Raw genomic sequence first — 24,505 nt, 5'->3', positions numbered from 1 at the left:
ACGCATCATCATGTCGCGGCTTCGGGACAGCGGTTACCGCTTTTCACCGGGCCTGTGGCCAAGCCGTTACGCGCCGCCGTGGCGCCAGACGTCGCCGATGGGGGCGGTGGCCGCGGCGGCGCCGGTCGGCGGCAGGCCGTAGGCGTCCTCCAGCGTGCGCAGCAGCCGGTAGTGGTCGATCCGCTCGCCGTAGTGCCCGGGGGCGACCGGCCCGCCCACCACGACGGTGGGGATGCGGTTGGCCGGGCTCCCGTCGTCCTCGTCCCAGGTGACCACCAGCAGGCTGTTGTGGGTGGCGGCCCAGTCGGCGTAGCCGGCCAGGTTCTCCCGGAGCCAGTCGTCGCCCTGCCGGACGGTGCCGTCGTGCATGTCGTGGGTGAGGTCCGGGACGACGAAGGACACCGTCGGCAGCGCCGCGTAGTCGTGCGGGAACGCGGAGAACGGCTGGTTGACCTCGGACGGCAGGTCGGCGAAGTCCACCCACGGGTTGTGCCTGCGGGCGTAGCCGCCGCTGTCGCAGACGGTGGAGCCGTCGGCCGGCAGGCCCTCGGAGTAGCCGGCGAAGGACAGTCCGGCGGTGCGCAGCGCGGAACCGAGGTTCGCGCCGCCGAAGGTCTGCGGGCAGGAGTCGTCGGTGACGCCCTGCACCGAACCGGAGAAGAGCGCCAGGTAGTTGGGCTGGCTGGGGTGCGCCACGGCGAAGGAGCCGGTGAACAGGGCGCCGCGGTCGGCGAGCGCGTTGATGAAGGGCGCCTGGTCGGTCCGGCCGATGACGTCGGGGTAGGACCGGTTCTCCTCCATCACGACCACGACGTGGTCGGGGCGGGGCACCGCGCCCCCGGCGCCCGACGAGGAGACGGTGGCCGGCGAGGAGACGGTGGCCGCGCAGCCCGCCAGCAGCAGGGCGGCGGCGGCCGCGCCGACGGCCCCGCCCGTTCGGCGGCGCCGGTCGGCGGCCCGCGGCACCGCCCGGATCACCTCTCCAGCCTGGTCGCCCCCGACGGGCGCGGCAAGCGCTGCCGCCCGGCGGAGCTGCTCCGGCACCGCCGAACCGCCCGGGCCTCAGGCGTCCCTGAAGCCGATGACGCGCTTGACCGCGCCGCGCACCCGCCGGTCGGCCGCCGTCAGCGGCAGGCGCTCGCGGTAGTACGCCGGGTTGCGCACCGCGCGGGCGCCGAAGCTCTCCTTGAACTCGGCCAGCGAGGAGTCCGGCCGGGCGTCGCCCATGTCGTAGCAGCGGCTCCCGGCCGCGCAGGCGTCCTCGACGGCGAGGCGGTGCAGCAGGTGGTTGGCGCGGACCGGGTTGGCCAGGGCCCGGTCCATCGCGCCCCGCCAGTACTTGGTGTGGTCCCCGTGCCGCAGGACGACGATCGCGGCGGCCGGCTCCCCGCCGCAGCGCGCCAGCCAGATCGCGCAGGAGGGGCCGAAGCGTTCGGCGACCGCCTCCAGCAGGCGCGGCGGCTCCTCCCGGCGGTGGCGCCACCGGGCCAGGGCGGGCGGCTCGTGCTGCTGCGCCGCCCACCGCTCGACCGACTCCCGGTAGAGGCGCTGGAAGAGCGGAACCAGCCGGCCGGTCCGGTCGACCTCCACCTCCACCCCCGCGCGCTCGGCCTGCCGCACGCCCCGGCGGACCCGGGCGTGGAAGCGGCGGGCCCAGACCTCCTCGAACCCGCCGTCGAGGTCGAGCAGGAAGGTGGTGCGGTCGTAGGCCGCGAAGGCGCCGGGGGCGGCCTCGCCCCAGACCGGGGAGGCCCGGGGGCTGAACCGCACGGCGACCCGGACGGCCGGCCGGTGCGCGAGGTCCTCCAGGACGGCCCTGGCCTCCCGCAGGTCCGGTGCCCCGTCCGGCACGAGGGCCCCGCCGACGCCCCAGCCGGGCCAGGACTCCTCCGCCAGCAGCCGGGTGCCCCGGCGCCGGTGACGCACCAGCGGGACGAGGATCCGGCGGCCGCCGTCGAAGCGGTACAGCCGGCTCGCGTCCTCCAGCGGCCAGGCCTCGCAGAGGCAGTCGAGCCACGTCGGGGTCTGCGTCACCAGTGCGCCGCCGTCCCGCCCGAGCAGCTCCCACCACAGGGCGCGCGGCACCGGGCTGGTCACCCGCACACCGGCGGGCGGATTCCTGGGCATGGCACGGGGGCTCCTCTCCGGTCGTCGGGCCGGGGTCCCGCCTCCCAGGCTAGGGACGTCCGGGCGTTCCCGCCGGTCCGCCCGCTCCTCGCCCCCGAACCCGCCCCCGGGGGAGCACGGTGGCCGGGCGGCGGCCGGGCGGCGGCCGGGCCCCCGGTCATAGGATGGGCAGGCCGGCCGTACCGGCAGAGCGCCGCGACCGGGCCGGGGAGGCCGAGGACGGGAGCTGCTGGTGGTGAGCAACGGATCCGGCGGCCCGCCCGCCGCCACCCGGTCCCTGCGGTCGCGGGGCAGGGCCGTCCTCACCGCCGCCAGGAACTACGACCCGCTGCTGCGCAACGCCCATCTGCTGACCGTCAGTTCACTCCTGACCTCGGCCTTCGGCGCCCTGTACTGGGCGCTGGCCGCCCACTGGTACGACGCGGCCACCGTCGGCCGCAACGTCGCCGCCGTCTCGGCCATGATGTTCCTCGGCGGAATCGGCCAACTGAACCTCGCCAACGCGATGGTGCGCTTCGTGCCCTCCGCCGGCCGGCGCGCCGGGCGCCTCGTGGGGCTGGCCTACGCCGTGGCCTCGTCGGTCACCCTGGTGCTCGCCGCCGGGTTCGTGCTGCTGATCCCCTGGCTCTCGCCCGGGCTGGACTTCCTGCACAGCTGGGGCCTGGGGCTGTTCTTCGTCGTGGCGACCGCCGGCTACGCCGTGTTCAACCTGCAGGACGGCGTCCTGACCGGCCTGCGGCGGGCGGACTGGGTGGCCCTGGAGAACGGGCTGTTCGCGGTCGAGAAGATCGGACTGCTGGCCGTCCTCGTCGCCTTCGGCGCGGAGAACGGGATCCTGGTGTCCTGGATGGCCGGCCTCGCGCTCGCCCTCGTGGTGACGAACGCCTTCGTCTTCCGCCGCGCCCTGCCCCGGCACCAGCGCGCCGCACCGCAGGCCGCCGCGGACACCTCGAGACCGACCTTCGGCTACCTGGCCGCGGACTACGCCGGTGCGATGTGCTGGCTGGCGGCGGTCAACCTGCCGCCCGTGATGGTGCTCAACCACCTCGGCGCCGCCGACAGCGCGTACTTCTCGCTGGCCTGGACGGCGCCCTTCGCGCTGTACTGCTTCAGCTCCAACATGGGCTACTCGCTGGTCGTGGAGTCCGCCCGGGACATCACCCGGCTCGACGACTACCGGCGGGTGCTGCGCCACTCCGGTCGGGTGCTGGTGGCGGCGGTGGTGCTGCTGATCGCCGTCGGGCCGTGGGCGCTGCGGGTGTTCGGCGCGGACTACGCCCGCCACGGCACGGTCGTGCTCTGGCTGCTCGCGCTCTCCGCGCTGCCGAACCTGCTCACCACCACCGTCGTCGCCCTGTCCCGGGCCCGGCGCCGGATGGGCGTGGTGGTGGGCGTGCTGGCGTCGCTCTCGGTCACGGTGCTGGCGCTGACCGCGCTGCTGCTGCCGGTGCTCGGCATCGACGGCGCGGGCGCGGCCTGGCTGATCGGGCAGACCCTGGTGGCGGCCGTGCTGCTGTGGCGGCGCTCCTGGTGGCTCCCCGCTCCGCCGCCCGGGGGCGGGGGCGCCCCGACCGGTCCGGCGGCGGCCGCGCGCGGCCGCGAGGGGTGACTGAGGGGGCAGCCTGGACGCCTGGTGCCTAGAGTGGATAGGCACAGCGCCTGCACGGTCCCGAGGGCGCTTCCCCGCTTTCGGGAGCTTACGGGAGTCCACGAATGAACGATGTGCGGACCGCGGCGGCCGACGGTGCACCGGCACCGGTGGACCTGCACCTGACGGTGCCGGAGCTGACCGGCCGTCTCCTCGTATGCGCCGCCGACGGGCAGTGGCTCGACGCCTTCCTGCTGAGCGCCGGTGTGGTCCAGGTGGTCGAGGACGTGCTGGAGGGCACCGCGTGGCGGCCCCGCCGGCTGCTGGACCACCTGGCGAAGGGCGCCCGGCCGGGCGCGGTCGGGGCGGCCCGGGCCGGACTGCGCGGGGCCACGGGGCTCTGGCTGGCCGTACCGCCCGCCCGTGGACTGCGCGCCTGGTGCGGGCGGTTCGCGACGCTGCGCGACCGGCTCGCCGAACTGGCGCTCCAGGACGGGGCGGCCACCGGCCGGCCGCACGGGGAGGGCCCGGACGGCGCCGACCCCGGCCCCACCCGCCCGGACACCGCCGGCCCGGACACCACCCGCCCGGACGCCGTCGACCCGGACGCCGTCGACCTGGTGGCGGAACTGCGCGCCGCGGTGGCCGCGTTGGGCCGGCTGCCCGGCGCCCGGCGGCTGCTCGCCGGGGCGGTGCAGCGCCCGCCCGCCTGCTTCCGCAGCTTCGACCAGCACCCGCAGGACTGCGTCGCCCTGGCCCGGCTGGTCACCGCACGTCACCCGGACCGTCACCGCCCCCTGCTCGTCCTGGGCGTACGCACCTCCGGCAGTCACCTGGCTCCGCTGCTCGCGGCGGCGCTGCGCGGCCTCGGCCACCGGGAGGTGGTGGTCGGCACCACCCGTCCGGGCGCAGCCCTGCTGCCGGGCCGGGCGGCGCTGGTGCGCGAGCTGCGCCGCAGGTCGGGGCTGGTGCTGCTGGTCGACGACCCGCCGGTGACCGGCGGCTCCCTGGCGGGCCTCGCCGGTCTGGCCGTCCGCGGCGGTTTCGCACCGGACTCGGTCGTCCCCGTCCTGGCGTCCTTCGACGACGCGGGCGCCCTTCCGCCCGCCCTGCGCCGCCTGCCCTGCGTGACCCTCCCGGGCCGCGACTGGCACGTCCGGACGCTGCTCGGGCCCACCGCACTGGCCGCGGCGGTCGCCCGGCTGCTGCCGCCCGGCCGGCGCCTGCTGGACCTGACGGCCGACGCCCCGGGGCCGCTCTCCCGCCGCGCGCACCTGGCGGTGCCCTGCTCGGCCAGCGTGGTCGACCCGGACGGCGGTGTGCGCAGCCTGCCGCTGCTCGCCGAGTGGGCCGGGGTCGGCTACTTCGGGTCGTACGCGGCGACGGTGGCCGGTGCGCTCGCCGGACTGGTCCCGGAGCCGCTCGGGATCGCCGACGGCGTGCTGGTCCGCCCCCGGCCGGAGCACCGGCCGGCCGACCGGCACGGCGTGCCGCCCGCCGAGGTCGCCCGCTACGTCGCCGCCCGGCAGCGGCTGCTGGCCGTACCCGCCGACCGGAGCCTGCTGCTGGCCGGTCGCGACCCGGTCTGGGAGGCCTCCGCCCGCCAGCTGGCGCCGGTGGTCGGCCGGCTGCACACGCTGCTCCGTCCGCTGCTGCTGGACCGGCTGACCCGCACCCTGCTGACCCCGGCCCGCCCCTGCGTGACCGACGGCCTGACCGCGCGCCACCGCTGGACGGCGGACGGCGCGGACGGCGCGGGCAGCGGAGGTGGCAGCAGCGGGCACGGGAGCGGCGGCGGCTGGCGCAAGACCGCCTACGCCGACGGCGCCTTCGGCCACCTCAACCTGGCGAGCTACGACGCCGTCTACGACCTCGCCGGCGCCGCGCGCCGCCCCGCGCCCGGCACCACGGACCCCGCCCCGGCCCCGGACCCCGCCCCGGCCCCGGACCCCGCCCCGGCCCCGGGCCCCGCCCGGGAAACCGCCCCGGACACCCCCGCGGACGCCACGAGGGACACCACGACGGACACCGCCGCGGACCAGGCCCCCGACCGCCCCGCGGACGACGACGCCGAGCTGCTCGCCGAGTACCGCCGCCTCACCGGAGAGGACGTGTCGGACGCCCGCTGGTGCCTGCTGCGGCTGGTCCAGGCCCGGCACGCCGCCGTGCAGGACGGCCTGCCGCCCTCCGAACGGACCCGGGCCGACGCCCGGCGGGCCCAGGCGCGCGCCGTGCAGCGCTTCCTCTCCGCCGTCTACCTGGCGGACCTGGACACCGAGCCGCGGGGGCCGTGCTGCGTCCTCGACGTGGACGGGGTGCTGGAGTCCGACGTGCTCGGCTTCCCCGCCTCCTCCCCCGCCGGCGCGCTGGCGCTGCGCGCGCTGCGGGCGCACGGCTACCGCACGGTGCTCGCCACCGGGCGCTCCGGCCCCGAAGTCGCCGACCGCTGCGCCGCCTACCGGCTGGACGGCGGGGTGGCCGAGTACGGGGCGGTCCTGGTGGACGCGGTGTCCGGCAGCACCGAGGTCCTGCTCGACCACGAGCGCCGCCGGGCCGGCGACGGCGGGCTGCGCGCCCGGCTGGCCGCCCTCGACCAGCCCGCCGCCGCCGACCCGCTCTCCCGCTGGTGCGTCCGGGCCTCCGTCCGCTCGCCCCGGGACGGCCGGCGGCACGCGCCGGCGCCGCAGGCCGTCGCGGCCCTGCTCGCCGAGGAGCCGTTCGGCCGGCTGTTCACGACGGTGCCCGGCCAGGCCCAGACCGACTTCGTCCCGCGCGGCTGCGGGAAGGCCCCCGGGGCGCGGGCCCTGCTGGCCCGGCTCGGGGCGGACGGGCCGCCCGCGCTGGCGGTCGGCGACGGCGTCGCCGACGTGGAGCTGCTGGGCTGGGCGGGGCGCGGCGCGGCCCCGGCGAACGCGGAGCGGGCCGTCCGGGCGGCCGGCGTCCCGGTGACGCGGCGCGCCTACCAGGCCGGCCTCGCCGAGGCGGTGGGCCGGCTGATCGGGCACCGGCCCGGCGGCTGCCCGCTGTGCCGGGCACCGCGCCCGCCCGCCGACGCCCGCGCCCTGCTGGCGGTGCTCGCCGTGCCGGAGGCGGGCCGCTCCGGCGCGCCGCTGCGGCTGGCCCGGCTGGCCGTGGCGGCCGCGCGCACGACGCCGGCCACCCGGACCCCCCGGGCCGCCGGGGCCCCCCGGACCACCCGCACCGCGCCGCCCGCCCGGGCCGGCCGGACCGCACCCCCTGCCGCGGCCGCACCGGCCGCGCCGAACCGCCCGGGCCGGGCCGGATGAGCCCGGCGGTCCAGCGCCTGCGCCGCGCCCCGCAGCCGTACCGGGCACGGGCCCGGTCCGTGCTGGCCGCGCAGTGCGCACTCGCCGCGGAACTGGTGCTGCGCCGGGCCCGCCGACTGCCGCCCGGGCACCCGGGCGCGGGCGGGCACGCCCCCCGGCTACGGTCCTCCCCCCGGGCGCTGCTGCCGCTGCGCCGGGCCCGGCTGGTCTACCGCGTCACCGACCACTGGAAGTCCCGCAGGATCGCCCGCCGGCTGGGCCTGGACGGCACCTGCACCCTGCGGCCCGGGCCCCCGGGGCTGGCCGACGTCCTGGTGCTCTCCCTCGACGCCCCCGGCCGGGAGCGGCTGGCGGTCAAGCACGCCCGCACCGGCCACGCGGTGGCCTCCCTCGACCACGAGTGGCGGGTGCTGGAGACCCTGGCCGCCGACGCCCGGCTCGGCGGCTGGCGCGCCCTCGTCCCCGTGCCCGTCCACCAGGAGCTGACCGGGCCGCTGCCGCTGATCACCGAGAGCTGGCTGCCCGGGACCACCGCCGACGAGCTGCTGGCCGCCCCCGGCGCGGACGACGGGGTCGCCGAGCGCGCGCTCACCGCCGTGGCCGAGCTGCACCGGGCCACCGGGCGCACCGAGACCGCCACCGGCCGGCTGGTGGCCTGGGTCGACGAGCCGCTGGGCGTGCTCGGCACCGACATCCCCTGGTGCCGCACCGGGAAGGGGGCCGCCGGGCTGGCGGCCCTGCGCCACCGGCTGCGGGCCGGCCTCGCGGGCGCCGAGACCACCGTCGCCTGGACCCACGGCGACTTCCACGCCGGCAACGTCCTGTTCGACGGCCGGGGCAGCCGGGTCACCGGGATCCTCGACTGGGGCGGCGCCCGCCCGGACGGCCCCTGCGCCATCGACGCCTACACCTTCGTGATAGCCCTGGCCTGCCGCCGGGAGGGCCGCCAGCTCGGCAGCGCCGTCCGGGAGATGGTGCGCCACGGCGCACTGCCCGGGCCGGACCTCGCCCTGATCGACGGCACCCGCGACGACCTGGTGGACCTGCGCCGCAGCGGCCCGGCCGGACCGCCGGACGACGCGGTGCTGCCCCTGCTGACCTGGCTGTGGCACGTCGTCTCGAACGTGACCAAGTCCCCCCGCTACGCGCGCAGCCACTGGTGGGTCTCGCGCAACGTGACCCCGCTCCTGGAGGAGGCCGCCACATGGCGGGCGACCCGGCCGTGACGCCGGTGTCGGCGCCCGGGCGGCCGCCCGCCGCCGGGGCGACGCAGCGCCGCCCCCGCCGGTTCGGCCGGCTGCCCTCGCTGACGGGCCGCGCGCTGCTGCCGGTCTCGCTGCTGCTGTGGCTGCTCTCGCTGCGCCACGTCCACCTGGAGCGGATGGGCGACCTCGGCCTGCTGCAGGTGCTGCCGGTCCTGTACTGGACGGCGGCCGGCCTGCTGACCGCGGGCTTCCTGCTCGTGCTGCGCGACCGCCGGCTCCGCCAGTGGTGGCTCGCCGGGTACGTCCTGGCCCTGATCGCCGTCGTCCACGCGACGCCCACGCTGCTCTACGCCAACCTGCGGTACTCCTGGGCGTGGAAGCACGTCGCCGTGATCGACGCGATGCTGCGCCACGGCGGCCCCGTCCCGCAGGCCGGGACGCTGGACCCGTACAACCAGTGGCCGGGCTTCTTCGTGCTGAACGGGCTGCTGCTGCGGCTCACCGGCCTGCACTCGGCGCTCGGGTACGCGAGTTGGGGCCCGCCGCTGTTCAACGCGCTGCTGCTCGCCCCGCTGCTGCTGCTCTACCGGGCGATCAGCACCGACCGGACGCTGGTGTGGGGCGCGGCCTGGGTCTACTACTCCTGCTCCTGGGTGGGGCAGGACTACTTCTCGCCCCAGGCCTTCGCCCTGGTGCTCTTCCTCGCGGTGATCGCCGTGGTGGTCCGCCAGTTGCCCGACCGGACGGACCGGGCGGGCCGGGCGCCCGGCCCCGCGCCACCGGGCGGCTCGCACCGGTCGGCCGCCCCGGCACCGGCGACGGGGCTTGCGGCCGGCCCGGCCGGCGCGGCCGCGGGCGACGGGTGGATGCCGATCCGGTTCCTGATGGTCCTGGTGCTGGAGGCCGCGATCGTCTGCTCGCACCAGCTGACCCCGCTGATGCTGATCAGCTCGCTCGCCGCGCTCGCGATCCCCCGCCGCAACCGCCGGGTGGTGCTGCCCGCCCTGGCGGCCGCCGTGGCGATGACCGTGGTGTGGGACGCCACCGTGGCGCGCCCGTACCTGTCCGCGAACCTGGGCCAGTTCACCAAGGCGCTCACCACACCGGACTCCAACATCAGCGCCGGTCTGGCCAACCTCGGGATCGCCGCGCCGCAGCAGGTCACGGTCGACTGGATCGACCGCGGGCTGTCCGCGACGGTCGTCCTGCTGGCCGTGATCGCCTTCGTCCGCCGGCCGTGGCTGCGGCGCACCCCGCTGCCCTACCTGGCGCTGGCCCCGGTGCCCTTGCTTGCCGCGAACAGCTACGGCGGGGAGATGATCTTCCGCACCTACCTGTTCGCGCTGCCCGCCTGCGCGTTCATGCTGGCGGCGCTCGTGCTGCGGCCCTCCCCGCGGCCCCGGCTGCGCGCGGCCTGCTCGCTGGTCCTGTTCCTGGCCCTGCTCGGCGGGCTCTTCTTCGGCTACGACAGCAAGGAGCGGATGAACTGGTACGACGACCGCGAGGTCGCCGCGACCGAACAGCTCCTCAAGGCCGCGCCACCGTACTCGGTGGTGGTGTCGATGACCGGCAGCGTGCCGGGCATCTACGAGGGCTACGACCAGCACCCCGGGGTGCGGCTGGCCGAGACGACCCCGCAGACCCGGGAGCTGCTGAACCAGGACCCGCTGGGCGGGTTGGAGGCCGCGGTGGGCTTCACCCACCCCGGTGTGCCCGCGTACCTGGTCCTCAGCCGGGCGCAGGCCGCCGAGTGCCGGCTGACCGGCATCTGCCCGGCGGACCTGGAGGACCGGCTCGCGGAGGTGGTGTCCCGGACCCCCGGGTTCGACCTGGTGTACCAGAACCAGGACGCCGTGGTGTACCGCTTCGTCCCCAACCCGCTGCCCGGCCAGGAGCCGGCCGCGGGCCCGTCGCCGGCCCCGCAGCTCCCGGGCGGTGCCGTCCCCCAGCCAGGAGGCGGGCCGTGAACGGCACCTCGTCCGCAACCGCCGCCCGGGCCGGGTGGGCCCTGGCGCTGTCCGGGTGGGCGGCCCTGGCCGTCTACGCGCTCGCCGACGCCGACCCCGTCCGGGTGGCCGTGGCCGGCGCGTTCCTGCTGCTGTGCCCGGGCCTGGCCGCGGTGCGGTCGGCCCGGCCGGCGCTGGCCGCGCGCGGTGCGCCGATGGACCCGCTGGAGTACTGGGTGCTGGCGGTGGCGCTGAGCCTGGCCGTCGACACGGTGATCATCGTGGGGTTCTACCTGGCCGGCGGGCTCATCAGCGGCTGGGCGCTGGGGGCGGTGGCCGCCGCCACCACGCTGCTGGCGCTGCCGCAGTGCCGCCCGCGCGGCCGCAGACCTCCCCCGGACGGCCCGGACGGCCCGGACGGCGACGGCGGTCCGGGCGACCCCGACCGGGGCGGACGCGGCACACCCGCACGCGACCAGGGCGACCCGGACGACCAGGGCGGCGGCACGGACGGCGACCGCACGGCCGGAAGGCGGCGCCGACGATGGCGGTGGCGCAAGCGCGTCGGCGGGGCCGGCGCGGGCGCGGCGGCGCTGCTGCTGGTCGCCGCGTGCGCCGGGGGCGGCCCGGCCGCCACGGTGACGGTGTCCACCCCGCCGAGCGGCGCCGGGGCGAGCAGCCCCACCGCCGGCCCGACCGCCCCGGCGGCCCCCGGCGCCTGGCACCTGGCCTTCCAGGACGACTTCGACGGCACGACGCTCGACCACGCGAAGTGGGCCACCTGCTACGACTGGAACCAGGACGGCTGCACCAACGCCGGCAACCACGAGCTGCAGTGGTACCTCCCGCAGCAGGTCGGCGTGGGCGACGGCCGGCTGACCCTGAGCGCCGACCGCTCGGACACCCGCGGGAGCGACGGCAAGGACTACCCGTGGACCTCGGGCATGGTCTCGACCGGCCGGGACTCCTGGAACGCGCAACCGCGGCACACCTTCACCCGCGGCTACTTCGCCGCGGCGGTGCGCATCCCCCCGGAGGCCGGCATGTTCCCCGCCTTCTGGCTCCTGCCGGCCTCCCGCACCACCCCGCCCGAACTCGACGTCGCCGAGTTCATCTCCACCACCCAGTACGTGCAGATGACCGTGCACTTCACCGGGCCGGACGGCAGCCCCAAGGACCAGTGGCAGCGCTGGGGCCCGCAGGACTTCCCCGCGGGCGACCACGTGTTCGCGCTCGACTGGGAGAGCGACTCGCTCACCTGGTACGTCGACGGCGTCCAGCGCTACCGGGTCACCGACCCGTCGAAGATCCCGGACGAGCCGATGGAGCTGCTGCTCAACCTGGCCGTCGGGTACCCGAGCTCGCCGCCGCAGAACGTCTCCTCGGCGCGGATGACGGTGGACTGGGTGCGGGTCTGGCAGCACTGAGCCCCCCGGGGCCGCCCCGGGAGGCCGCACCCGTCAGGCCCGGGGCGGCCCGCCCGCCGGGCGGCCGAGCAGCGCCCGGCCCCGGCGGTACGCCCGCCAGCCCCTGGTCCGCATCCGCTCCGGGTACGGCGCCACCGGGGCGCCGACGCCCTGCACCCAGCGCCGGAACTCCGCCGCCGGGGTGTCCGCCCGGAGCATCAGCCGGGAGATCCGCAGCGGCTCGTCCCCGTCCGAGCTGAACGCGTTGCCGACCGCGCACGCCGACGTCCAGCCGGACGCCTGGACCTTCTGCCGGACGGCGGCGCTCGAGTAGCCGTGCGGGTAGGCGAACGAGGCGGCCTGGTGGCCCACCGCGTCCTCCAGTTCGTGCTTGCAGCCCCGGATCTCGTCCCATGCCTGCCGGCCGCGCACGGTGTCCAGCTGGGGGTGGGTGCGGGTGTGGCCGCCGATCTCGACGCCGAGCGCGTCCAGCGTGGCGACCTGGCGCCAGGTGAGCATCTCGGCGGGCGGCAGCAGGGTGCCCTCGCCCGCGTGCCCGGGGATGTGCACGACGCCGGTGGTGACGAACAGGGTGGCCGGCAGGTCCCGGTCGCTGAGCATCGGGGCGACCGTCCAGTAGAAGTCGGCGAACCCGTCGTCGAAGGTGAGCACCGCGCAGTGCTCGGGCAGCGGGGGGCCGCCGCGCAGGGCCGACACCAGCCGGCGCAGCGGGACGATCCGACGCCCGCCCTCCACCAGCGCGTCGAGCTGCCGGGCGAACACCCGCGGCGACACGGTGTACGGGGCGATCCAGCCGGGAGGGTCGTCGGAGACCGAGTGGTAGAGCAGCACGGGCACGGCGGTCATGACGCGCGCTCCGCGGGGACGGCGCGCACCGGCGCGTCCGGGGCGGTCGCCGGGCGGCCGGGCAGGGCGGCGGCGATCCGGCCGGCGGCGTAGCCGAGCACGGTGACGGACACGCCGGCGAGCAGCGCGGCGGCCCGGCGCGGATCGGCGCCGGCGGCCCGCAGGGAGCGGGCGAGCGCGGCCGGGATGGTCGCGGTGAGGTAGCGGCGCTCGCTCGCGAGGGCGGCGCGGCTGCCGCGGTTGCGGGCCACGGCGGCCTTGGAGCGGCCCTCCGCGAAGCAGCGGGCGCGGAAGTAGGCCCAGGTGGACCGGCCGGCCGGCACGTGGTGGCGGACCACCGCGGCGGGTTCGTGGAGCAGCAGGCCCCGGGGGTCGCGTTCGGCCAGCCGCAGGCACAGCTCGGTCTCCTCGCAGCCGAGCGGGCGGGTGCCGACCCGGCCGAGGTCGGTGCGGAAGCCGCCGGCGGCGAGCACCTCGGCGCGGCGGAAGGACATGTTGGCGCCGATGAAGTTGCGCACGGCGCTGCGGCGGGTGGGCAGGCCGCGGTAGGAGCAGCCGACCACCCAGTCGAACTCGGCGGGGAACCAGGACGGGCGCCCGCCGTCCCACCGCGGCAGGACGAGGCCGCCGACGCCCTGGACCCGCGGGTCCCGGTAGGGGGCGAGGAGGTGGCCGGTCCAGCCGGGCTCCGCGGCGGCGTCGTCGTCGAGGAAGGCGACCACCTCCTGGGAGGCGGCGGCCACGCCGGAGTTGCGGGCGCCGGACAGGCCCTGCCGCTCGTGGTTGGGCAGCACCAGGACGCCGGGGAACTCCGCCCCGGCCCGGCGCACCAGCTCCGGGCAGTGGTCGACGACCAGCAGGACCTCGTCGGGCGGCCGGTGCTGGCCGTGCAGCGAGCCGATCGCGGCGCGCAGGTCGTCCCAGCGGTCGAGGGTGTAGGCGCAGACGATGACGGACAGGCCCGGGGGGTTCACGGCCGTCTCCGTTCGTGTGTCGGGAGCCACCGCGGCAGGGTGCACAGCAGTGGCACGGCGAGGGCGGTGGCGGCGGTCGCCCAGGCGAGGGCGGCGCCGGCGAGGCCGATCGCCGACAGCAGCCAGGCGGTCAGGCCGGCGGCGGTCAGACCGGCGACGGTGAGGCCGGCGACGGTGAGGCCGAGGGCGGAGCCGCGACCGACGGTGCGACCGGGGGCGGTGCGACCGGGGGCGGTGCGGCCGAGGGCGGCCGGCACGCGCCCGTTGCGCAGCAGCCGTCCACCGGCCACCACGGCGGCCCGCAGCCGGGCCCGCAACAGGGCGGGGTACGAGCACTCGCAGGGCAGCGGCAGCGGGCAGGAGCAGGTCCCGCGCCCCCGGGCGGGGGCGGCGGCCGCGGTCCGCGCGAACACGGCCCGTCACCCCGTCGCCCGGGCGGTGGCCCGGTCCCGGTGGACGCTGCGCACGTACCCGAGCGGCCCGTACAGCATGCCCTGCAGCTCCAGCCGGGCGAGGTGCCAGCTGGGGCGGCGGCCCGCCGCGCCCGGGTCCGGCCGGGTGCGTGCGCGGCGGGCCGCGTAACGGAGGCCGCCGGGGAGGCAGCGCAACAGGGCGGGCAGCATGGCGGGTTCGTGGTGCAGCGCGGCGGCGAGGTAGGCGCCGAAGCCTGCGCCGTAGCCGAAGGCCTGGGCGGGCAGGGCGTCCATGGTGCGCCGGTGGCGGTGCCAGATGATGGCGTCGGGCGCGTAGGCGAGGGCGTGGCCGGCGACCAGGATGCGGAAGAAGGCGAGCAGGTCGTCGCCGCCGCGGGCGGGGGTGCCGGTGCCGGTGGCGGGGTCGAAGCCGCCGAGGGCGCGCAGCGGGGCGGTGCGGAAGGCCATGTTGGCGCCGGAGCCGAAGCGGCCGGCGGCGAAGGGGAAGAGCGGGTCGCCGAGGCGGTCGGCGAGGCTCCAGGTGCGGGCGGCGAAGCCCTTGGCGAAGCCGCCGTGGTTCTCCAGCGCGACCTGGGCGGGGGTGTCGAGTTCGGCGGGCAGGATCAGGCCGGTGACGCAGCCGATCCGCTCGTCCTCGGCGAAGGTCCGGGCGAGGGCGCCGATCCAGTCCGGGTCGGCGAGGGTGTCGTCGTCGGTGAAGGCGGTGATCTCCCCGGTCGCGGCGGCGAGCCCGGCGTTGTGGGCCCGGGCCAGGCCCGCCACCGGCTCGCGCAGGTAGCGGACCCGGCCCCGGTACCGGTCCCGGATCAGCCGTTCGGCGGCGTCGTCGGCGGGGGCGTTGTCCACGACGATGACCTCGGTGCGCGGATAGCCGTTCCGCAGCAGGGAGTCGAGGCAGGGTCGCAGCAGGCCCGCCCGGTTGTGGGTGGCGACGACCACGCTGACCGTGACCGGGCCCGCGGGCACCCGGGCGCGGCCGACCCGACCGGGACGCGCCGCGGGTGTCGCGGTGGACAGTGCGGGAACACGCAGTTCCCGGTGGGCGGCGTCGACCAGCGCCCGGCGCAGTTCGGCGCTCCCGCCGGCTGCTCCGGTGGCCGTGACCAAGCCGAGCGGGTGTCCGTGCAGCCGCACCAACGCCAACACGCGTCCGGCCGGGTCGACGGCACCGAGACCGCCGGGCGAGCGCAGCCCGCTCGGTTCGTCCAGGTCCAGCTCGACGACGCGGACGGGGGTGTGGAGCGAGTCACGGGCGGCGGGGCGCGGGCAGGCTGCTGCGGTGCGCCGGTCGGTGCCATTCATCAGTGCTCCCCCACGGAGGCGGCCGCCGGGGACCGGGCGCCGGGACGCTCGGCGATCAGGGTCCTCAGCACCCGGCGGCCGTCGGAGACGGCGTGCAGGTGGGAGCGACCGCTGCGGCGGGGGAGTTCCAGGCTCGGCACCTCGGCGATCCGCAGTCCAGAGCGAAGCGCGTGCGCGATCATCTCGGCCTCGATCTCGAATCCGGTGGAGCGGAGGTCGAGGGCGCTCAGGAAGGAGCGGCGGAAGGCGCAGTAGCCGTAGCACAGGTCGGTGAGGCTCGCGTCGTAGAGGCGGTTGACGACGGCGAGCAGGGCCCGGTTGCCGAGCGAGCGGATCCGGGTGAGGTCGAGCGAGCCGCCGCCGGCGATGCAGCGCGAGCCCTTGACGAAGTCGAACCCGTTGTCCAGGAAGTGCAGGTAGTGCGGGATCTCGCCGGGCCACATGGAGCCGTCGGCGTCCATCATCACGACGTACTCGCCGGTGGCGGCCGCGAAGCCGGTGCGCAGGGCGTTGCCCTTGCCGGGGCCGCTCTGCTGGACGCTGCGGACGGTGGGCAGGCAGTGCCGGGCCATCGGGACGGTGGCGTCACTGGACGCTCCGTCGACCAGGATGACCTCGTCGACGCAGGACGGGATCTGCTCGAAGACCCAGGCGATGTTGCGGGCCTCGTTGTGGGCCGGGACGACCAGGCTCACCGAGTGCCGGGCGGCCACCTGGGCCTGGGCGGCCGGGCGGGCGGAGCGGGCGGTGGCGGGCGGGTCGTCGGCACGGCGCATCGGGTGGTGCGCGGTGGCGCGGTCGGTGGCCCGGCGCTGCGGGTGGGCCTCGCCGTTGACGGGCCGGTCGACGGGCGGTTGGTAGGGCCGCTCGGACGGCCGGTCCTCGGACCGCCTGGTCTCGGACCGCCGGTCTTCGTGCCGTCCGTTCTCGGACGGGCTGTTCTCGGAGGGGCTGGTCTCGGACGGCCTGGTCTCGGAGGTCCTGCTATCGGACGGCCTGGTCTCGGACGGCGGCCCGGCGGACGGCGGTGCCACGGCGGGCACGGCGGGGTCCTGGGCCACGGAGGCGTGGTTGGTGGAGGGCAGGGTGGTGCTCATCGGGGGCGGCCTCTCGGGAGGGAGGCGACGGGCGGACGCCGGGCACGGCGCGGGCCCCTAACGGTGGCGAACGGGCCTTGGGCGCGGACGGATACGCGCGGGCGGGGCCCGGTGGGGAAGCCCGGAGCGAGGACCTCGGGGAGGCCTCGGGGCTGCCGAAACGAGGGAGGGGCTCCGTGGCGGCCGGATGGGGGTGCGCACCGCCCGGGCCCTCCCCGGCGCCTGCGGCGCCGGTCGTACGAACTGGCCTATGAACCACCGCACCTTCGGGTGCGGAGTGTGCCAGGGCCTCATCGTCCGTCGGCACGGACAGTCACGTCAAGGGGGCTTTGTCCGCTTTTTACCGTAACTTCCCATGACCCGTGGTGACACCGAGTCACCGGACCCGATCCTGCGCCGTCACGCGGCGCGACCAGGCCGCCCGGCGCCCGTCGGCCCCGCATCCGCCAGCCTCGCGCCCGTCAGCCCTGCACCGGACGGCCGCGCAGCGGACGGCCCTGCACCGGGCGGCCCTGCGGCTCCTCCGCGATCCGGCGGGCGATCTCGCCCGGCCGCACCGGCCGTCCGAAGTGCCAGCCCTGCGCCCAGTCGCAGCCGATGGTGCGCAGGCGCTCGGCGTCCTTCAAGGTCTCCACGCCCTCGGCGGTGACGGTCAGTCCGAGCGCGTGCGACATCGACACCAGGCCGCTGACGATCCGCCACCCGGTGGACTCGTCCTTCGCCGGATCGTGCAGATCGCCCACGAAGGACCCGGCGATCTTCAGCCCGGAGACCGGGAGGTCCCGCAGGTACGCCAGGTTGGACCACCCGGTGCCGAAGTCGTCCACGGCCAGCGACACGCCGAGGTCGACCAGCCCGTGCAGGGTGCGCAGCGCCTCGTCCTCCGGCCCGACGACCGTCGACTCGGTGATCTCCAGCTGCAGCCTGGCCGGGTCCAGCCCGGTGCCGTCCAGGATCCGGGCGAGGTCGGTGACCAGCGCCGCGCTGCGCGCCTGACGGACCGCCAGGTTGACGTTCAGCTGCGGGGCGGCGTCGCCGAACCGCTTGATCCAGTCCGCGGCCTGACCACAGGCCTGCTCCAGCACCCAGCGGCCGAGCGGCATGATCAGCCCGGTCTCCTCGGCGGTGGTCACGAACTCGTCCGGGCCGAGCACGCCCAGCTGCGGGTGGCGCCAGCGCACCAGCGCCTCCACCGCGGCCAGCCGGCCGTCCGCGAGCGCGTACAGCGGCTGGTAGTCGATGAAGAACTCGCCGCGGTCCAGCGCCGCCGGCATCCGCACCGACACCGCGTAGCGGCTGACCGCGCGGGCGTTCTCCTTGGGGTCGAACAGCGTCCAGCGGCCGCGGCCGGCCTCCTTGGCCCGGTACAGCGTCAGGTCCGCGGCCCGGACGGCGGCGCCCGGGGTGGTGGTGGAGACCCGCCGCTCCAGCACGCCGACGCTAGCGCCCACCGCCAGCTTGTGATCGCCGATCAGCACCGGCCCGGCCAGCGCCTTGAGCACCGTCTTCGCGGCCGCGACGGCCTCCTGCTCGCCCCGGCAGTTCTCCAGCAGCACCACGAACTCGTCGCCGCCGAGCCGGGCCACCAGGTGGCCGAGCGGGGTGAGCGCGGCCTTCAGCCGGGCGGCCACCGCGGCCAGCAACTGGTCGCCGGTGTCGTGGCCGAGGCTGTCGTTGACCACCTTGAAGCCGTCCAGGTCGACGTAGCAGAGGCCGAACCTGGCGCCCGGCTCCGGCTCCTCGAACAGCTTCTCCAGCCGCTCGAAGAACGCCGCCCGGTTGGGCAGGCCGGTCAGCGGGTCGTGGGTGGCCTGGTGGCGCAGCCGCTCCTGCAGCCGGTAGCGGTCGGTGATGTCCTCCAGCATCGCCACCTGGTACTGCGGGACGCCGTCGTCGTCCCGGATCAGTGAGACGGTCAGGTGCGTCCAGACCACCTCGCCGTCCTGGCGGTAGTACGGCTTGTCGATCTGGAAGTACTCCCGCCGGCCGCTGATCAGGTCCTCGTACGCCTCCCAGACGCCCGGGGTGTCCTCGGGGTGCACGAGGTCGCCGACCCGGCGGCCGGTCATGTCCTCCGGCCCCGCGCCGAACAGCTCCTGCAGCGCCTTGTTGACGGCCAGGATGTTGCCGTCGGTGTCCCCGATGCCGATCCCGATCGCCGCGCTCTCGAACAGCGCGCGGAACCGCGCCTCGGAGGCGCGCAGCGCCCGCTCGGCCTCCTTGCGGGCCGCGTCGGCGGCGGTGCGGATCGCCTCCTGCTCACGCAGCGTGCGCTCGCGCAGGGCCGCGGCCCAGCCGGCCGCGAAGGCTCCGGTCAGCGCCGGGCCGCGCTCGTCCCCGGACGGCTGCGCCTGCAGCAGCTCCACCGCCCGGGCCAGCAGCACCGGGTCGGTGAAGTGCGCGTCGACCAGCTCCGCGCCGGCCTGCGCGGCCAGCCGGGGCTCGAACGGCTCCTCCTGCTGGGCGCGGTGCAGCAGCCCCGCCGTCCGGGCCACCAGCCGGCCGAGCAGCCCGGGGTGGATGGCGATCCCGTGGTCGGCGGAGAGCAGCCGCGCCCAGGCCTCGTGGAAGCGCTCGGCGCTGTCGGACACCGGGGCGGCGCTCATCGGTCCACCCGGGTGGGCGAGGCGGGGGGTACCGGAGCGATGACGGGCGCGATGGCGGGCGCGATGGCGGGCGCGATGGCGGGAGCGGCGGTGGGTGCGGCGGTGACCGGCGGGGCGGGACGCGCGGGGCCCGCGGCCGGCGGGGCCGCGTGCGGACCGGTGCGACCGGCGGCCGCTGTGCCCGCTCCGCGACCGTCGGCTCCTCGTCCGGTCCGTCCGCTCAAGGGCGGAACCCCATGCCTGCCACCCCGGTCATCCGCTCGGGGTGCTCGCCGACCGCCTCCGGCTGGTCCGGGCGCCACTGCGGGAGGTAGACCACGCCCGGTTCGACCAGCTCGAAGCCGTCGAACATCGCGGTGATCTGCTCGTGCGTGCGCATGGTCAGCGGGGTCGGCGTCATCCGGTACAGCTTCTGGTGGTCCTCCGCCTGGTCCGGGCGCCCCTCCAGGGAGGCGTGCGAGAGGACCAGCGCGCTGCCGGACGGCAGCACGTCGCGGATGGTGCGGATCAGCTTCCACGGGTCCTCGTCGTCGGTGACGAAGTGCGCGACGGCCACCAGCAGCACGGCCACCGGCTCGCCCGCCGACAGCAGTCCGGCCACCTCGGGGCGGCCCAGCAGGTCGTCGACGTCGCGCAGGTCGGCCTGGACGACGGAGCACTCCGGGTCGTCCGCCAGCAGCAGGCGGCTGTGCGCCACGGCCACCGGGTCGCGGTCCACGTAGACGACCTCCGCCCCGGGCCGGATCGCCCGGGCGACCTCGTGCACCGCGCCGAAGGTCGGGATGCCGGAGCCGATGTCCAGGAAACGGGTCACGCCGCGCTCGGCGAGGAAGGAGACCGCGCGGCGCAGGAAGGCGCGGTTGGAGCGCATGATCTGCGGCAGTTCGGGCCACAGCTCCATGGCCCGGCGGGCCATCTCGCGGTCGACCTCGAAGTTGTGCGAACCCCCCAGGTAGTAGTCGTAGACCCGCGCGGCGTTCGGTTTGTCCAGGTCCGTGCCCTCCGGTACCCAGCTCGGTCGCCGCATGCCTGTGACTCCTTCACTCCGGTTGTGGGGCTGCAGCGCCTCACGACGACTGCTGTGACAGCTGAGACTACAAGCACAGAAGATCCTCCTCTGCACCCCGAACGGGTGCAAGCGGAGTGCCCCCTTCCCGGCACGCGGCGTTCGCACCCTGTTCGCCCCTCGTCCTGCCGAACCACCGGTTCCCGGCCCAGAATGGACGTGATGGCCGGAGGCATCGAGGACTACGCCCTCATCGGTGACTTGCAGACCGCCGCCCTGGTGGGCCGGGACGGATCGGTCGACTGGCTCTGCCTGCCCAGGTTCGACTCCCCCAGCTGCTTCGCCGGACTGCTCGGCGACCAGCGCCACGGCGCCTGGCGGATCGCCCCCGCGGGCGCCGCCGAGTGCCACGCCCGCCGCTACCGGGGCGACAGCCTCGTCCTGGAGAGCGAATGGCAGACCGCCGGCGGGAAGGTCCGGATCATCGACTTCATGCCGCAGCGCAGCCCCGGCGGACGCCCCGGCCCGGTGCACCACGGCGAGCAGGACGGCCGCCCCGGCCCGGGCGGGCACCGCGACCCGCAGCTGATCCGGATCGTCGAGGGCCTGGAGGGCACCGTCCCGATGCGCGGCACGCTGCGGCTGCGCTTCCTCTACGGCCGCATCGACCCGTGGGTCCGCCGCACCGGACACCACCGGGTCGCCGTCGCCGGGCCCGACTCGGCCTGGTTACGGGTGCCCGCCGGGGTCCACACCTACGGCCTGGACGGCGTCACCGTCTCGGACTTCACCGTGACCGCCGGGCTGCGCGTCCCCTTCGTCCTCACCTGGCAGCCCTCCCACCTCACCACCACCCCGCGCGCCGACCCCGAACAGGCCCTGCTCGCCACCGTCGCCCGGTGGCAGACCTGGGCCTCCGACTGCCGCTACCGCGGCGAGTGGCGGGCCGCCGTCCTGCGCTCGCTGATCACCCTCAAGGCCCTCGCCTACGCGCCCACCGGCGGCATCGTCGCCGCACCCACCGCCTCCCTGCCCGAGCGGATCGGCGGGGCCCGCAACTGGGACTACCGCTTCTGCTGGCTGCGCGACTCCTCCATGACGCTCTCCGCCCTGCTGCGCGGCGGCTTCCGCGAGGAGGCCGCCGCCTGGCGCCGCTGGCTGCTGCGCGCCATCGCCGGCGGGCGCGGCGACCTCCAGGCGGTGTACGGGGTCGCCGGGGAGCGGGTGCTCGGCGAGACCACCGCCGACTGGCTCCCCGGGTACGAGGGCTCGCGTCCCGTCCGGTTCGGCAACGCCGCCGTCGACCAGCTCCAACTCGACGTCTACGGCGAGGTGGTGGACACCCTGCACCTCGCCGTCGAGGCCGGACTGCCGATGGAGCGGCACGTCTGGACCCTGCTGCGCGCGCTGATGGACCACCTCGAACAGCACTGGCGCGAACCGGACGAGGGGCTGTGGGAGGTACGCGGCGGGCGGCAGCACTTCGTGCACTCCAAGGTGATGAGCTGGGTCGCCGCCGACCGTGCCGTCCGGCTGGCCGAGAGCACCGGGCTGCCCGCCCCGGTCGACCGCTGGCGGGCCCTGCGGGACGCCGTGCACGCGGACGTCTGCGCCAACGGCTACGACCGGCGCCGCGGCGTCTTCGTCCAGCACTACGGCGGGCGCGGCCTCGACGCGGCCACGCTGTTCGTGGTGAAGAGCGGCTTCCTGCCCCCGGACGACCCCCGGGTGGTGCGCACCGTGGACGCCGTCCGGGACGGACTCGACCACGGCGGACTCGTGCTCCGCTACCGGGCCGGGCCGCACGGCGACGGCCTGCCGGGCGGCGAAGGGGCCTTCCTGGCCTGCTCGTTCTGGCTCGCCGACGCGCTCGCCGCCACCGGGCGGGTCGACGAGGCCCGCGCCCTGTTCGCCCGGGTGGTCGCGCTCGCCAACGACCTGGGGCTGCTCGCCGAACAGTGGGACCCGCACGCCGGACGCCAACTCGGCAACACCCCACAGGCGTTCAGTCACGTGGCCCTGGTCAACACCGCCTTCACCCTGGCCGAGTCGACCCGGGGACGGTAGCGGCGGGGCACCGCTAAGGTTTGCGCGTGGACCCCAACCACTACCGGTTCCGCGGCGTGTGGCGGCTCGCGGCGCCGGCGCCGGCCGTGTACGCGGCGCTGGAGGACGTGCGGAGCTACCCTCGGTGGTGGCCGGAGGTGCTCGACGTGCGGCCCGTCGACGAGCGGTCCGGGGAGGTCGTGGTGCGCGCGCTGCTGCCGTACCGGCTGGTGATCCACCTGGAGGCGCGGCGGCGGGACCCGGCCGCCGGGGTGCTGGAGGCCACCATGCGGGGCGACCTCGACGGGTGGTCGCGGTTCACCGTCACCGGCGTCGGCGACGGCACCCGGGTGCTCTTCGAGGAGGACGCCCGGCCCGGCCGGCCCCTGCTGCGCCGCCTCGCCCTCCCGCTGCACCCGCTCTTCCGCGCCAACCACGCGGTGATGATGCGCCGGGGCCGGCGCGGACTGGCGGCGTACCTGGCGGCCGGCGGGGCGAACGGCGAACAGCGAACAGCGAACAGATGACAGCTGACAGATTTCGAAATCTGTTATCTGTCATCTGTTATCTGTTATCTGTCGGCTGTCATCTGTTCGCCGTCATCTGTTCGCCATCGGTCGTCAGCCGTCGGCCACTACCTGCCGTCCCCCCGCGGGAACAGCCACCGCCGCAGCAGCCGCGTCACCAGCGGCAGCGCCGCGTACGTCATCAGCCCGCTGATCAGCGGTGCGGTGACCAGCGGCCGGACGGCCACCGGCAGCGCCGCAAGGTGCGGGCCGAGCCACACCGCGGAGGCCACCGTCAGCGGGGCGATGGCGACGGTGGAGGCGACCGCCATCCGCCAGCGGACCGGCGGCCGGCGCTGCGCCGCACCCGGGGTGGTGGCGAACCAGCCCTCCATGCCGAGGATCTCGTGCCGGTGCACCTCGTGGTGGTGGCCGTCCGCCTTCTCGAAGCAGGCCGCCCGGGCCGGGGAGGACTGCCAGGACCGGAAGGCCGCCGCGTCCCGGAAGTGCAGCAGCAGGTGCCAGGGCTCGTCCGACCCGGCCGGGCGCAGCAGCCCCGTCCCCAGGTTGCCGTCGTGCGCGGAGGCGGCGGCGAGGATGTTCTTCGCCCAGACCTCGAACGTCTCCTCGTAGCCCGGCTCCACGCGGCGCGCCACGAACAGCGTCACCTCGTCGTGCTCCTCGGCCTGCCCGATGGCCGTCCCCCGTGCCGTCGTCGCCATGCCTGCACCCTTCTCCCCGTGCGGCTCCGCCGTGCGCGGGCCGGTCCGGCTCCCCCGCTCGCGAGCCGCCGGGCAGCCTACGGGCGGCCCGCCGTTGCCGTCCGCCGCGCCCGAACCATGGGACGCGGCGCCGCCGCCGGGCGGGAATCGCCCCGGATCTCCGCCGGGCCCGACAGAATCCAGGAGTCCGGCCCCGACGCCGGCCGCGCCCCACCCCACCGGAGGTCCGCCATGAGCACCGCCCCGCCCGAGGACTTCGGCTTCGACGCCCCCTTCGACCGGGCCGGGACGGGCAGCAGCAAATGGGCCCGCGCCGGGGCACCGGGGGTGATCGCGATGGGTCTGGCGGACATGGACCTGCCCGGCCCGCCGGCCGTGGCCGCGGCCCTGCGGAGCCGGGCCGCTCACCGGGCGTACGGGTACACGGTGTGCGACCCGGCCGGTCGGGCCCTGGTGGCCCGCTGGTACCGGGAGCGGCACGACGTCGAGGTGGATCCGGACTGGGTCCTGCTGCTGCCCTGCGGCCCGCGCACCGCGCTGCGCCTGCTGCTGGAGACCGTCCGGCCACAGGCGCCGGTGCTGTTCCCGACGCCGGAGTGGGGCGGTTTCGCGCAGATCTGCCGGGCCGCCGGGGTGGCGTACCGGGAGCTCGCCCTGACCGTCACCGGCGACGGCTACCGGTTGCCTGAGGCCGGCCAGCTCCCGCGCCCCGCCTCGGCCCTGCTGCTGAGCAGCCCGCACAATCCGTCCGCCCGGGTGTGGCCGGGCGCCGCGGTGCGCGGCCTGGCCGCCTGGGCGGCGCGGTGCGGGGCCCTGCTGGTCTCGGACGAGGTGCACGGCGACCTCACCCATCCGGGCCGGCACCACCCGGTGGCCGTCACCACCGCCCACCCCTGGGACCGGCGGCACGTCGTCTCGCTCAACTCGGTCGGCAAGACCTTCAACTGCTCCGGGATCCCGTCCGCCTTCGCGCTCGTCCCGGACCCGGCACTGCGCGCCCGCTTCACCGACACCCTGGCCGGGTTCGGGCTCTGGGAGGGCGGTCTGCTGGAGCAGACGGTGCAGGAGGCGGCGCTGCGCGAGGGCGGCCCGTGGCTGGACGCGCTGCTCGCCCACCTGGCGGCCGCCCGCGCCCGGCTGACCGAGCGGCTCGGCCCGGCCGTCCGGTCGGCGCCGCAGGCCTCCTACCTGCTCTGGCTGGACGCCGCCGCCCTCGGCCTGCCGCCCGAGGGGGCCCGGCGGGCACTGCTGGAGCGCTGCGGCCTGGAGGCCTCGGACGGCGCCGAGTTCGGCACGGGCGGGCAGGGCTCGCTGCGGCTGAACTACGCGTTGCCGGGGCCGGTGCTGGACGAGGTGCTGGAGCGGCTGGACCGCCTGTGAGCGGCC

Annotated in this window: 18 protein-coding genes; 8 read left to right on the top strand and 10 right to left on the bottom strand. The window is 76.6% G+C overall.

The genetic code is table 11. The features are described 5' to 3' along the window. Positions 1 to 66 precede the first annotated feature (66 nt). Positions 67 to 978, bottom strand: a complete 912-nt coding sequence (locus AB0N04_RS34550) for an alkaline phosphatase family protein (RefSeq protein WP_360210642.1) — start codon at positions 976 to 978, stop codon at positions 67 to 69. Positions 979 to 1,062: 84 nt separating this feature from the next. Next, positions 1,063 to 2,127: a GNAT family N-acetyltransferase gene (locus AB0N04_RS34545; protein ID WP_360210640.1), complete on the bottom strand. Its 1,065-nt coding sequence runs from the start codon at positions 2,125 to 2,127 to the stop codon at positions 1,063 to 1,065. Positions 2,128 to 2,362: 235 nt separating this feature from the next. Between AB0N04_RS34545 and AB0N04_RS34540 the strand changes: the two genes are divergently transcribed. The 5 genes from AB0N04_RS34540 to AB0N04_RS34520 all read left to right on the top strand — a co-directional run bounded on the left by AB0N04_RS34540 (position 2,363) and on the right by AB0N04_RS34520 (position 11,580). Beyond that, positions 2,363 to 3,736, top strand: a complete 1,374-nt coding sequence (locus tag AB0N04_RS34540) for a hypothetical protein (RefSeq protein WP_360210638.1) — start codon at positions 2,363 to 2,365, stop codon at positions 3,734 to 3,736. 104 nt (positions 3,737 to 3,840) lie between these two features. Next, entirely contained in the window at positions 3,841 to 7,002 is a 3,162-nt protein-coding gene (locus AB0N04_RS34535; RefSeq protein WP_363365642.1) for an HAD hydrolase family protein, read from the top strand. Then, positions 6,999 to 8,228 carry an aminoglycoside phosphotransferase family protein gene (locus tag AB0N04_RS34530; protein ID WP_360220662.1) on the top strand — a complete coding sequence of 410 codons (1,230 nt, stop codon included), beginning with the start codon at positions 6,999 to 7,001 and terminating at the stop codon, positions 8,226 to 8,228. The genes AB0N04_RS34535 and AB0N04_RS34530 overlap by 4 nt, the downstream gene beginning before the upstream one ends. Beyond that, a complete protein-coding gene (locus AB0N04_RS34525) occupies positions 8,207 to 10,174 on the top strand; it encodes a glycosyltransferase (RefSeq protein WP_360220665.1) in 1,968 nt (655 codons plus the stop codon). The genes AB0N04_RS34530 and AB0N04_RS34525 overlap by 22 nt, the downstream gene beginning before the upstream one ends. Continuing rightward, a complete protein-coding gene (locus AB0N04_RS34520) occupies positions 10,171 to 11,580 on the top strand; it encodes a glycoside hydrolase family 16 protein (RefSeq protein ID WP_360220668.1) in 1,410 nt (469 codons plus the stop codon). The genes AB0N04_RS34525 and AB0N04_RS34520 overlap by 4 nt, the downstream gene beginning before the upstream one ends. A gap of 33 nt (positions 11,581 to 11,613) precedes the next feature. Here AB0N04_RS34520 and AB0N04_RS34515 read toward each other — a convergent pair whose 3' ends face one another. The 7 genes from AB0N04_RS34515 to AB0N04_RS34485 all read right to left on the bottom strand — a co-directional run bounded on the left by AB0N04_RS34515 (position 11,614) and on the right by AB0N04_RS34485 (position 19,866). Continuing rightward, on the bottom strand, positions 11,614 to 12,426 hold the full coding sequence (locus tag AB0N04_RS34515; RefSeq protein WP_360220671.1) for a polysaccharide deacetylase family protein: 813 nt from the start codon (positions 12,424 to 12,426) through the stop codon (positions 11,614 to 11,616). Continuing rightward, positions 12,423 to 13,400: a glycosyltransferase family 2 protein gene (locus AB0N04_RS34510; protein WP_360220674.1), complete on the bottom strand. Its 978-nt coding sequence runs from the start codon at positions 13,398 to 13,400 to the stop codon at positions 12,423 to 12,425. The genes AB0N04_RS34515 and AB0N04_RS34510 overlap by 4 nt, the downstream gene beginning before the upstream one ends. After that, a complete protein-coding gene (locus AB0N04_RS34505; RefSeq protein ID WP_360220677.1) occupies positions 13,397 to 13,813 on the bottom strand; it encodes a hypothetical protein in 417 nt (138 codons plus the stop codon). The genes AB0N04_RS34510 and AB0N04_RS34505 overlap by 4 nt, the downstream gene beginning before the upstream one ends. A gap of 6 nt (positions 13,814 to 13,819) precedes the next feature. Then, complete coding sequence (locus tag AB0N04_RS34500; RefSeq protein WP_360220680.1) at positions 13,820 to 15,136, bottom strand: glycosyltransferase; 1,317 nt, start codon at positions 15,134 to 15,136, stop codon at positions 13,820 to 13,822. Then, entirely contained in the window at positions 15,136 to 16,233 is a 1,098-nt protein-coding gene (locus tag AB0N04_RS34495; RefSeq protein WP_360220683.1) for a glycosyltransferase, read from the bottom strand. Before AB0N04_RS34495 ends, AB0N04_RS34500 begins: the two co-directional genes overlap by 1 nt. Positions 16,234 to 16,694: 461 nt before the next feature. Further along, positions 16,695 to 18,839 (bottom strand): EAL domain-containing protein, encoded by a 2,145-nt coding sequence (locus AB0N04_RS34490; RefSeq protein WP_360220686.1) that lies wholly within the window; start codon positions 18,837 to 18,839, stop codon positions 16,695 to 16,697. A 220-nt stretch (positions 18,840 to 19,059) separates the two neighbouring features. After that, positions 19,060 to 19,866: an SAM-dependent methyltransferase gene (locus AB0N04_RS34485; RefSeq protein ID WP_360220689.1), complete on the bottom strand. Its 807-nt coding sequence runs from the start codon at positions 19,864 to 19,866 to the stop codon at positions 19,060 to 19,062. A gap of 201 nt (positions 19,867 to 20,067) precedes the next feature. Between AB0N04_RS34485 and AB0N04_RS34480 the strand changes: the two genes are divergently transcribed. Further along, complete coding sequence (locus AB0N04_RS34480) at positions 20,068 to 21,912, top strand: glycoside hydrolase family 15 protein (RefSeq protein ID WP_360220692.1); 1,845 nt, start codon at positions 20,068 to 20,070, stop codon at positions 21,910 to 21,912. 26 nt (positions 21,913 to 21,938) lie between these two features. Then, positions 21,939 to 22,418 (top strand): SRPBCC family protein, encoded by a 480-nt coding sequence (locus AB0N04_RS34475; protein WP_360220695.1) that lies wholly within the window; start codon positions 21,939 to 21,941, stop codon positions 22,416 to 22,418. Between the two features lie 107 nt (positions 22,419 to 22,525). Here the strand turns inward: AB0N04_RS34475 and AB0N04_RS34470 are convergent, their stop codons facing one another. Continuing rightward, complete coding sequence (locus AB0N04_RS34470) at positions 22,526 to 23,119, bottom strand: antibiotic biosynthesis monooxygenase (RefSeq protein ID WP_360220698.1); 594 nt, start codon at positions 23,117 to 23,119, stop codon at positions 22,526 to 22,528. Between the two features lie 231 nt (positions 23,120 to 23,350). On the opposite strand from AB0N04_RS34470, the gene AB0N04_RS34465 reads away from it, so the two are divergent. Further along, complete coding sequence (locus AB0N04_RS34465) at positions 23,351 to 24,499, top strand: aminotransferase class I/II-fold pyridoxal phosphate-dependent enzyme (RefSeq protein ID WP_360220701.1); 1,149 nt, start codon at positions 23,351 to 23,353, stop codon at positions 24,497 to 24,499. The last annotated feature ends 6 nt before the right edge of the window (positions 24,500 to 24,505 follow it).

The organism is Kitasatospora sp. NPDC051702, from assembly GCF_040681575.1.
Taxonomy (GTDB): domain Bacteria; phylum Actinomycetota; class Actinomycetes; order Streptomycetales; family Streptomycetaceae; genus Kitasatospora.
Note: the sequence above shows the minus strand (reverse complement) of the source record. Positions and strands in the feature narration are given on the sequence as shown.

Bases quoted from the DNA above. Each gene is read 5' to 3' on its own strand.
- AB0N04_RS34545 (WP_360210640.1), bottom strand. From the start codon at position 2,127: ATGCCCAGGAATCCGCCCGCCGGTGTGCGGGTGACCAGCCCGGTGCCG.
- AB0N04_RS34535 (WP_363365642.1), top strand. From the start codon at position 3,841: ATGAACGATGTGCGGACCGCGGCGGCCGACGGTGCACCGGCACCGGTG.
- AB0N04_RS34530 (WP_360220662.1), top strand. From the start codon at position 6,999: ATGAGCCCGGCGGTCCAGCGCCTGCGCCGCGCCCCGCAGCCGTACCGG.
- AB0N04_RS34525 (WP_360220665.1), top strand. From the start codon at position 8,207: ATGGCGGGCGACCCGGCCGTGACGCCGGTGTCGGCGCCCGGGCGGCCG.
- AB0N04_RS34515 (WP_360220671.1), bottom strand. From the start codon at position 12,426: ATGACCGCCGTGCCCGTGCTGCTCTACCACTCGGTCTCCGACGACCCT.
- AB0N04_RS34500 (WP_360220680.1), bottom strand. From the start codon at position 15,136: ATGAATGGCACCGACCGGCGCACCGCAGCAGCCTGCCCGCGCCCCGCC.
- AB0N04_RS34495 (WP_360220683.1), bottom strand. From the start codon at position 16,233: ATGAGCACCACCCTGCCCTCCACCAACCACGCCTCCGTGGCCCAGGAC.
- AB0N04_RS34490 (WP_360220686.1), bottom strand. From the start codon at position 18,839: ATGAGCGCCGCCCCGGTGTCCGACAGCGCCGAGCGCTTCCACGAGGCC.
- AB0N04_RS34485 (WP_360220689.1), bottom strand. From the start codon at position 19,866: ATGCGGCGACCGAGCTGGGTACCGGAGGGCACGGACCTGGACAAACCG.
- AB0N04_RS34480 (WP_360220692.1), top strand. From the start codon at position 20,068: ATGGCCGGAGGCATCGAGGACTACGCCCTCATCGGTGACTTGCAGACC.
- AB0N04_RS34470 (WP_360220698.1), bottom strand. From the start codon at position 23,119: ATGGCGACGACGGCACGGGGGACGGCCATCGGGCAGGCCGAGGAGCAC.
- AB0N04_RS34465 (WP_360220701.1), top strand. From the start codon at position 23,351: ATGAGCACCGCCCCGCCCGAGGACTTCGGCTTCGACGCCCCCTTCGAC.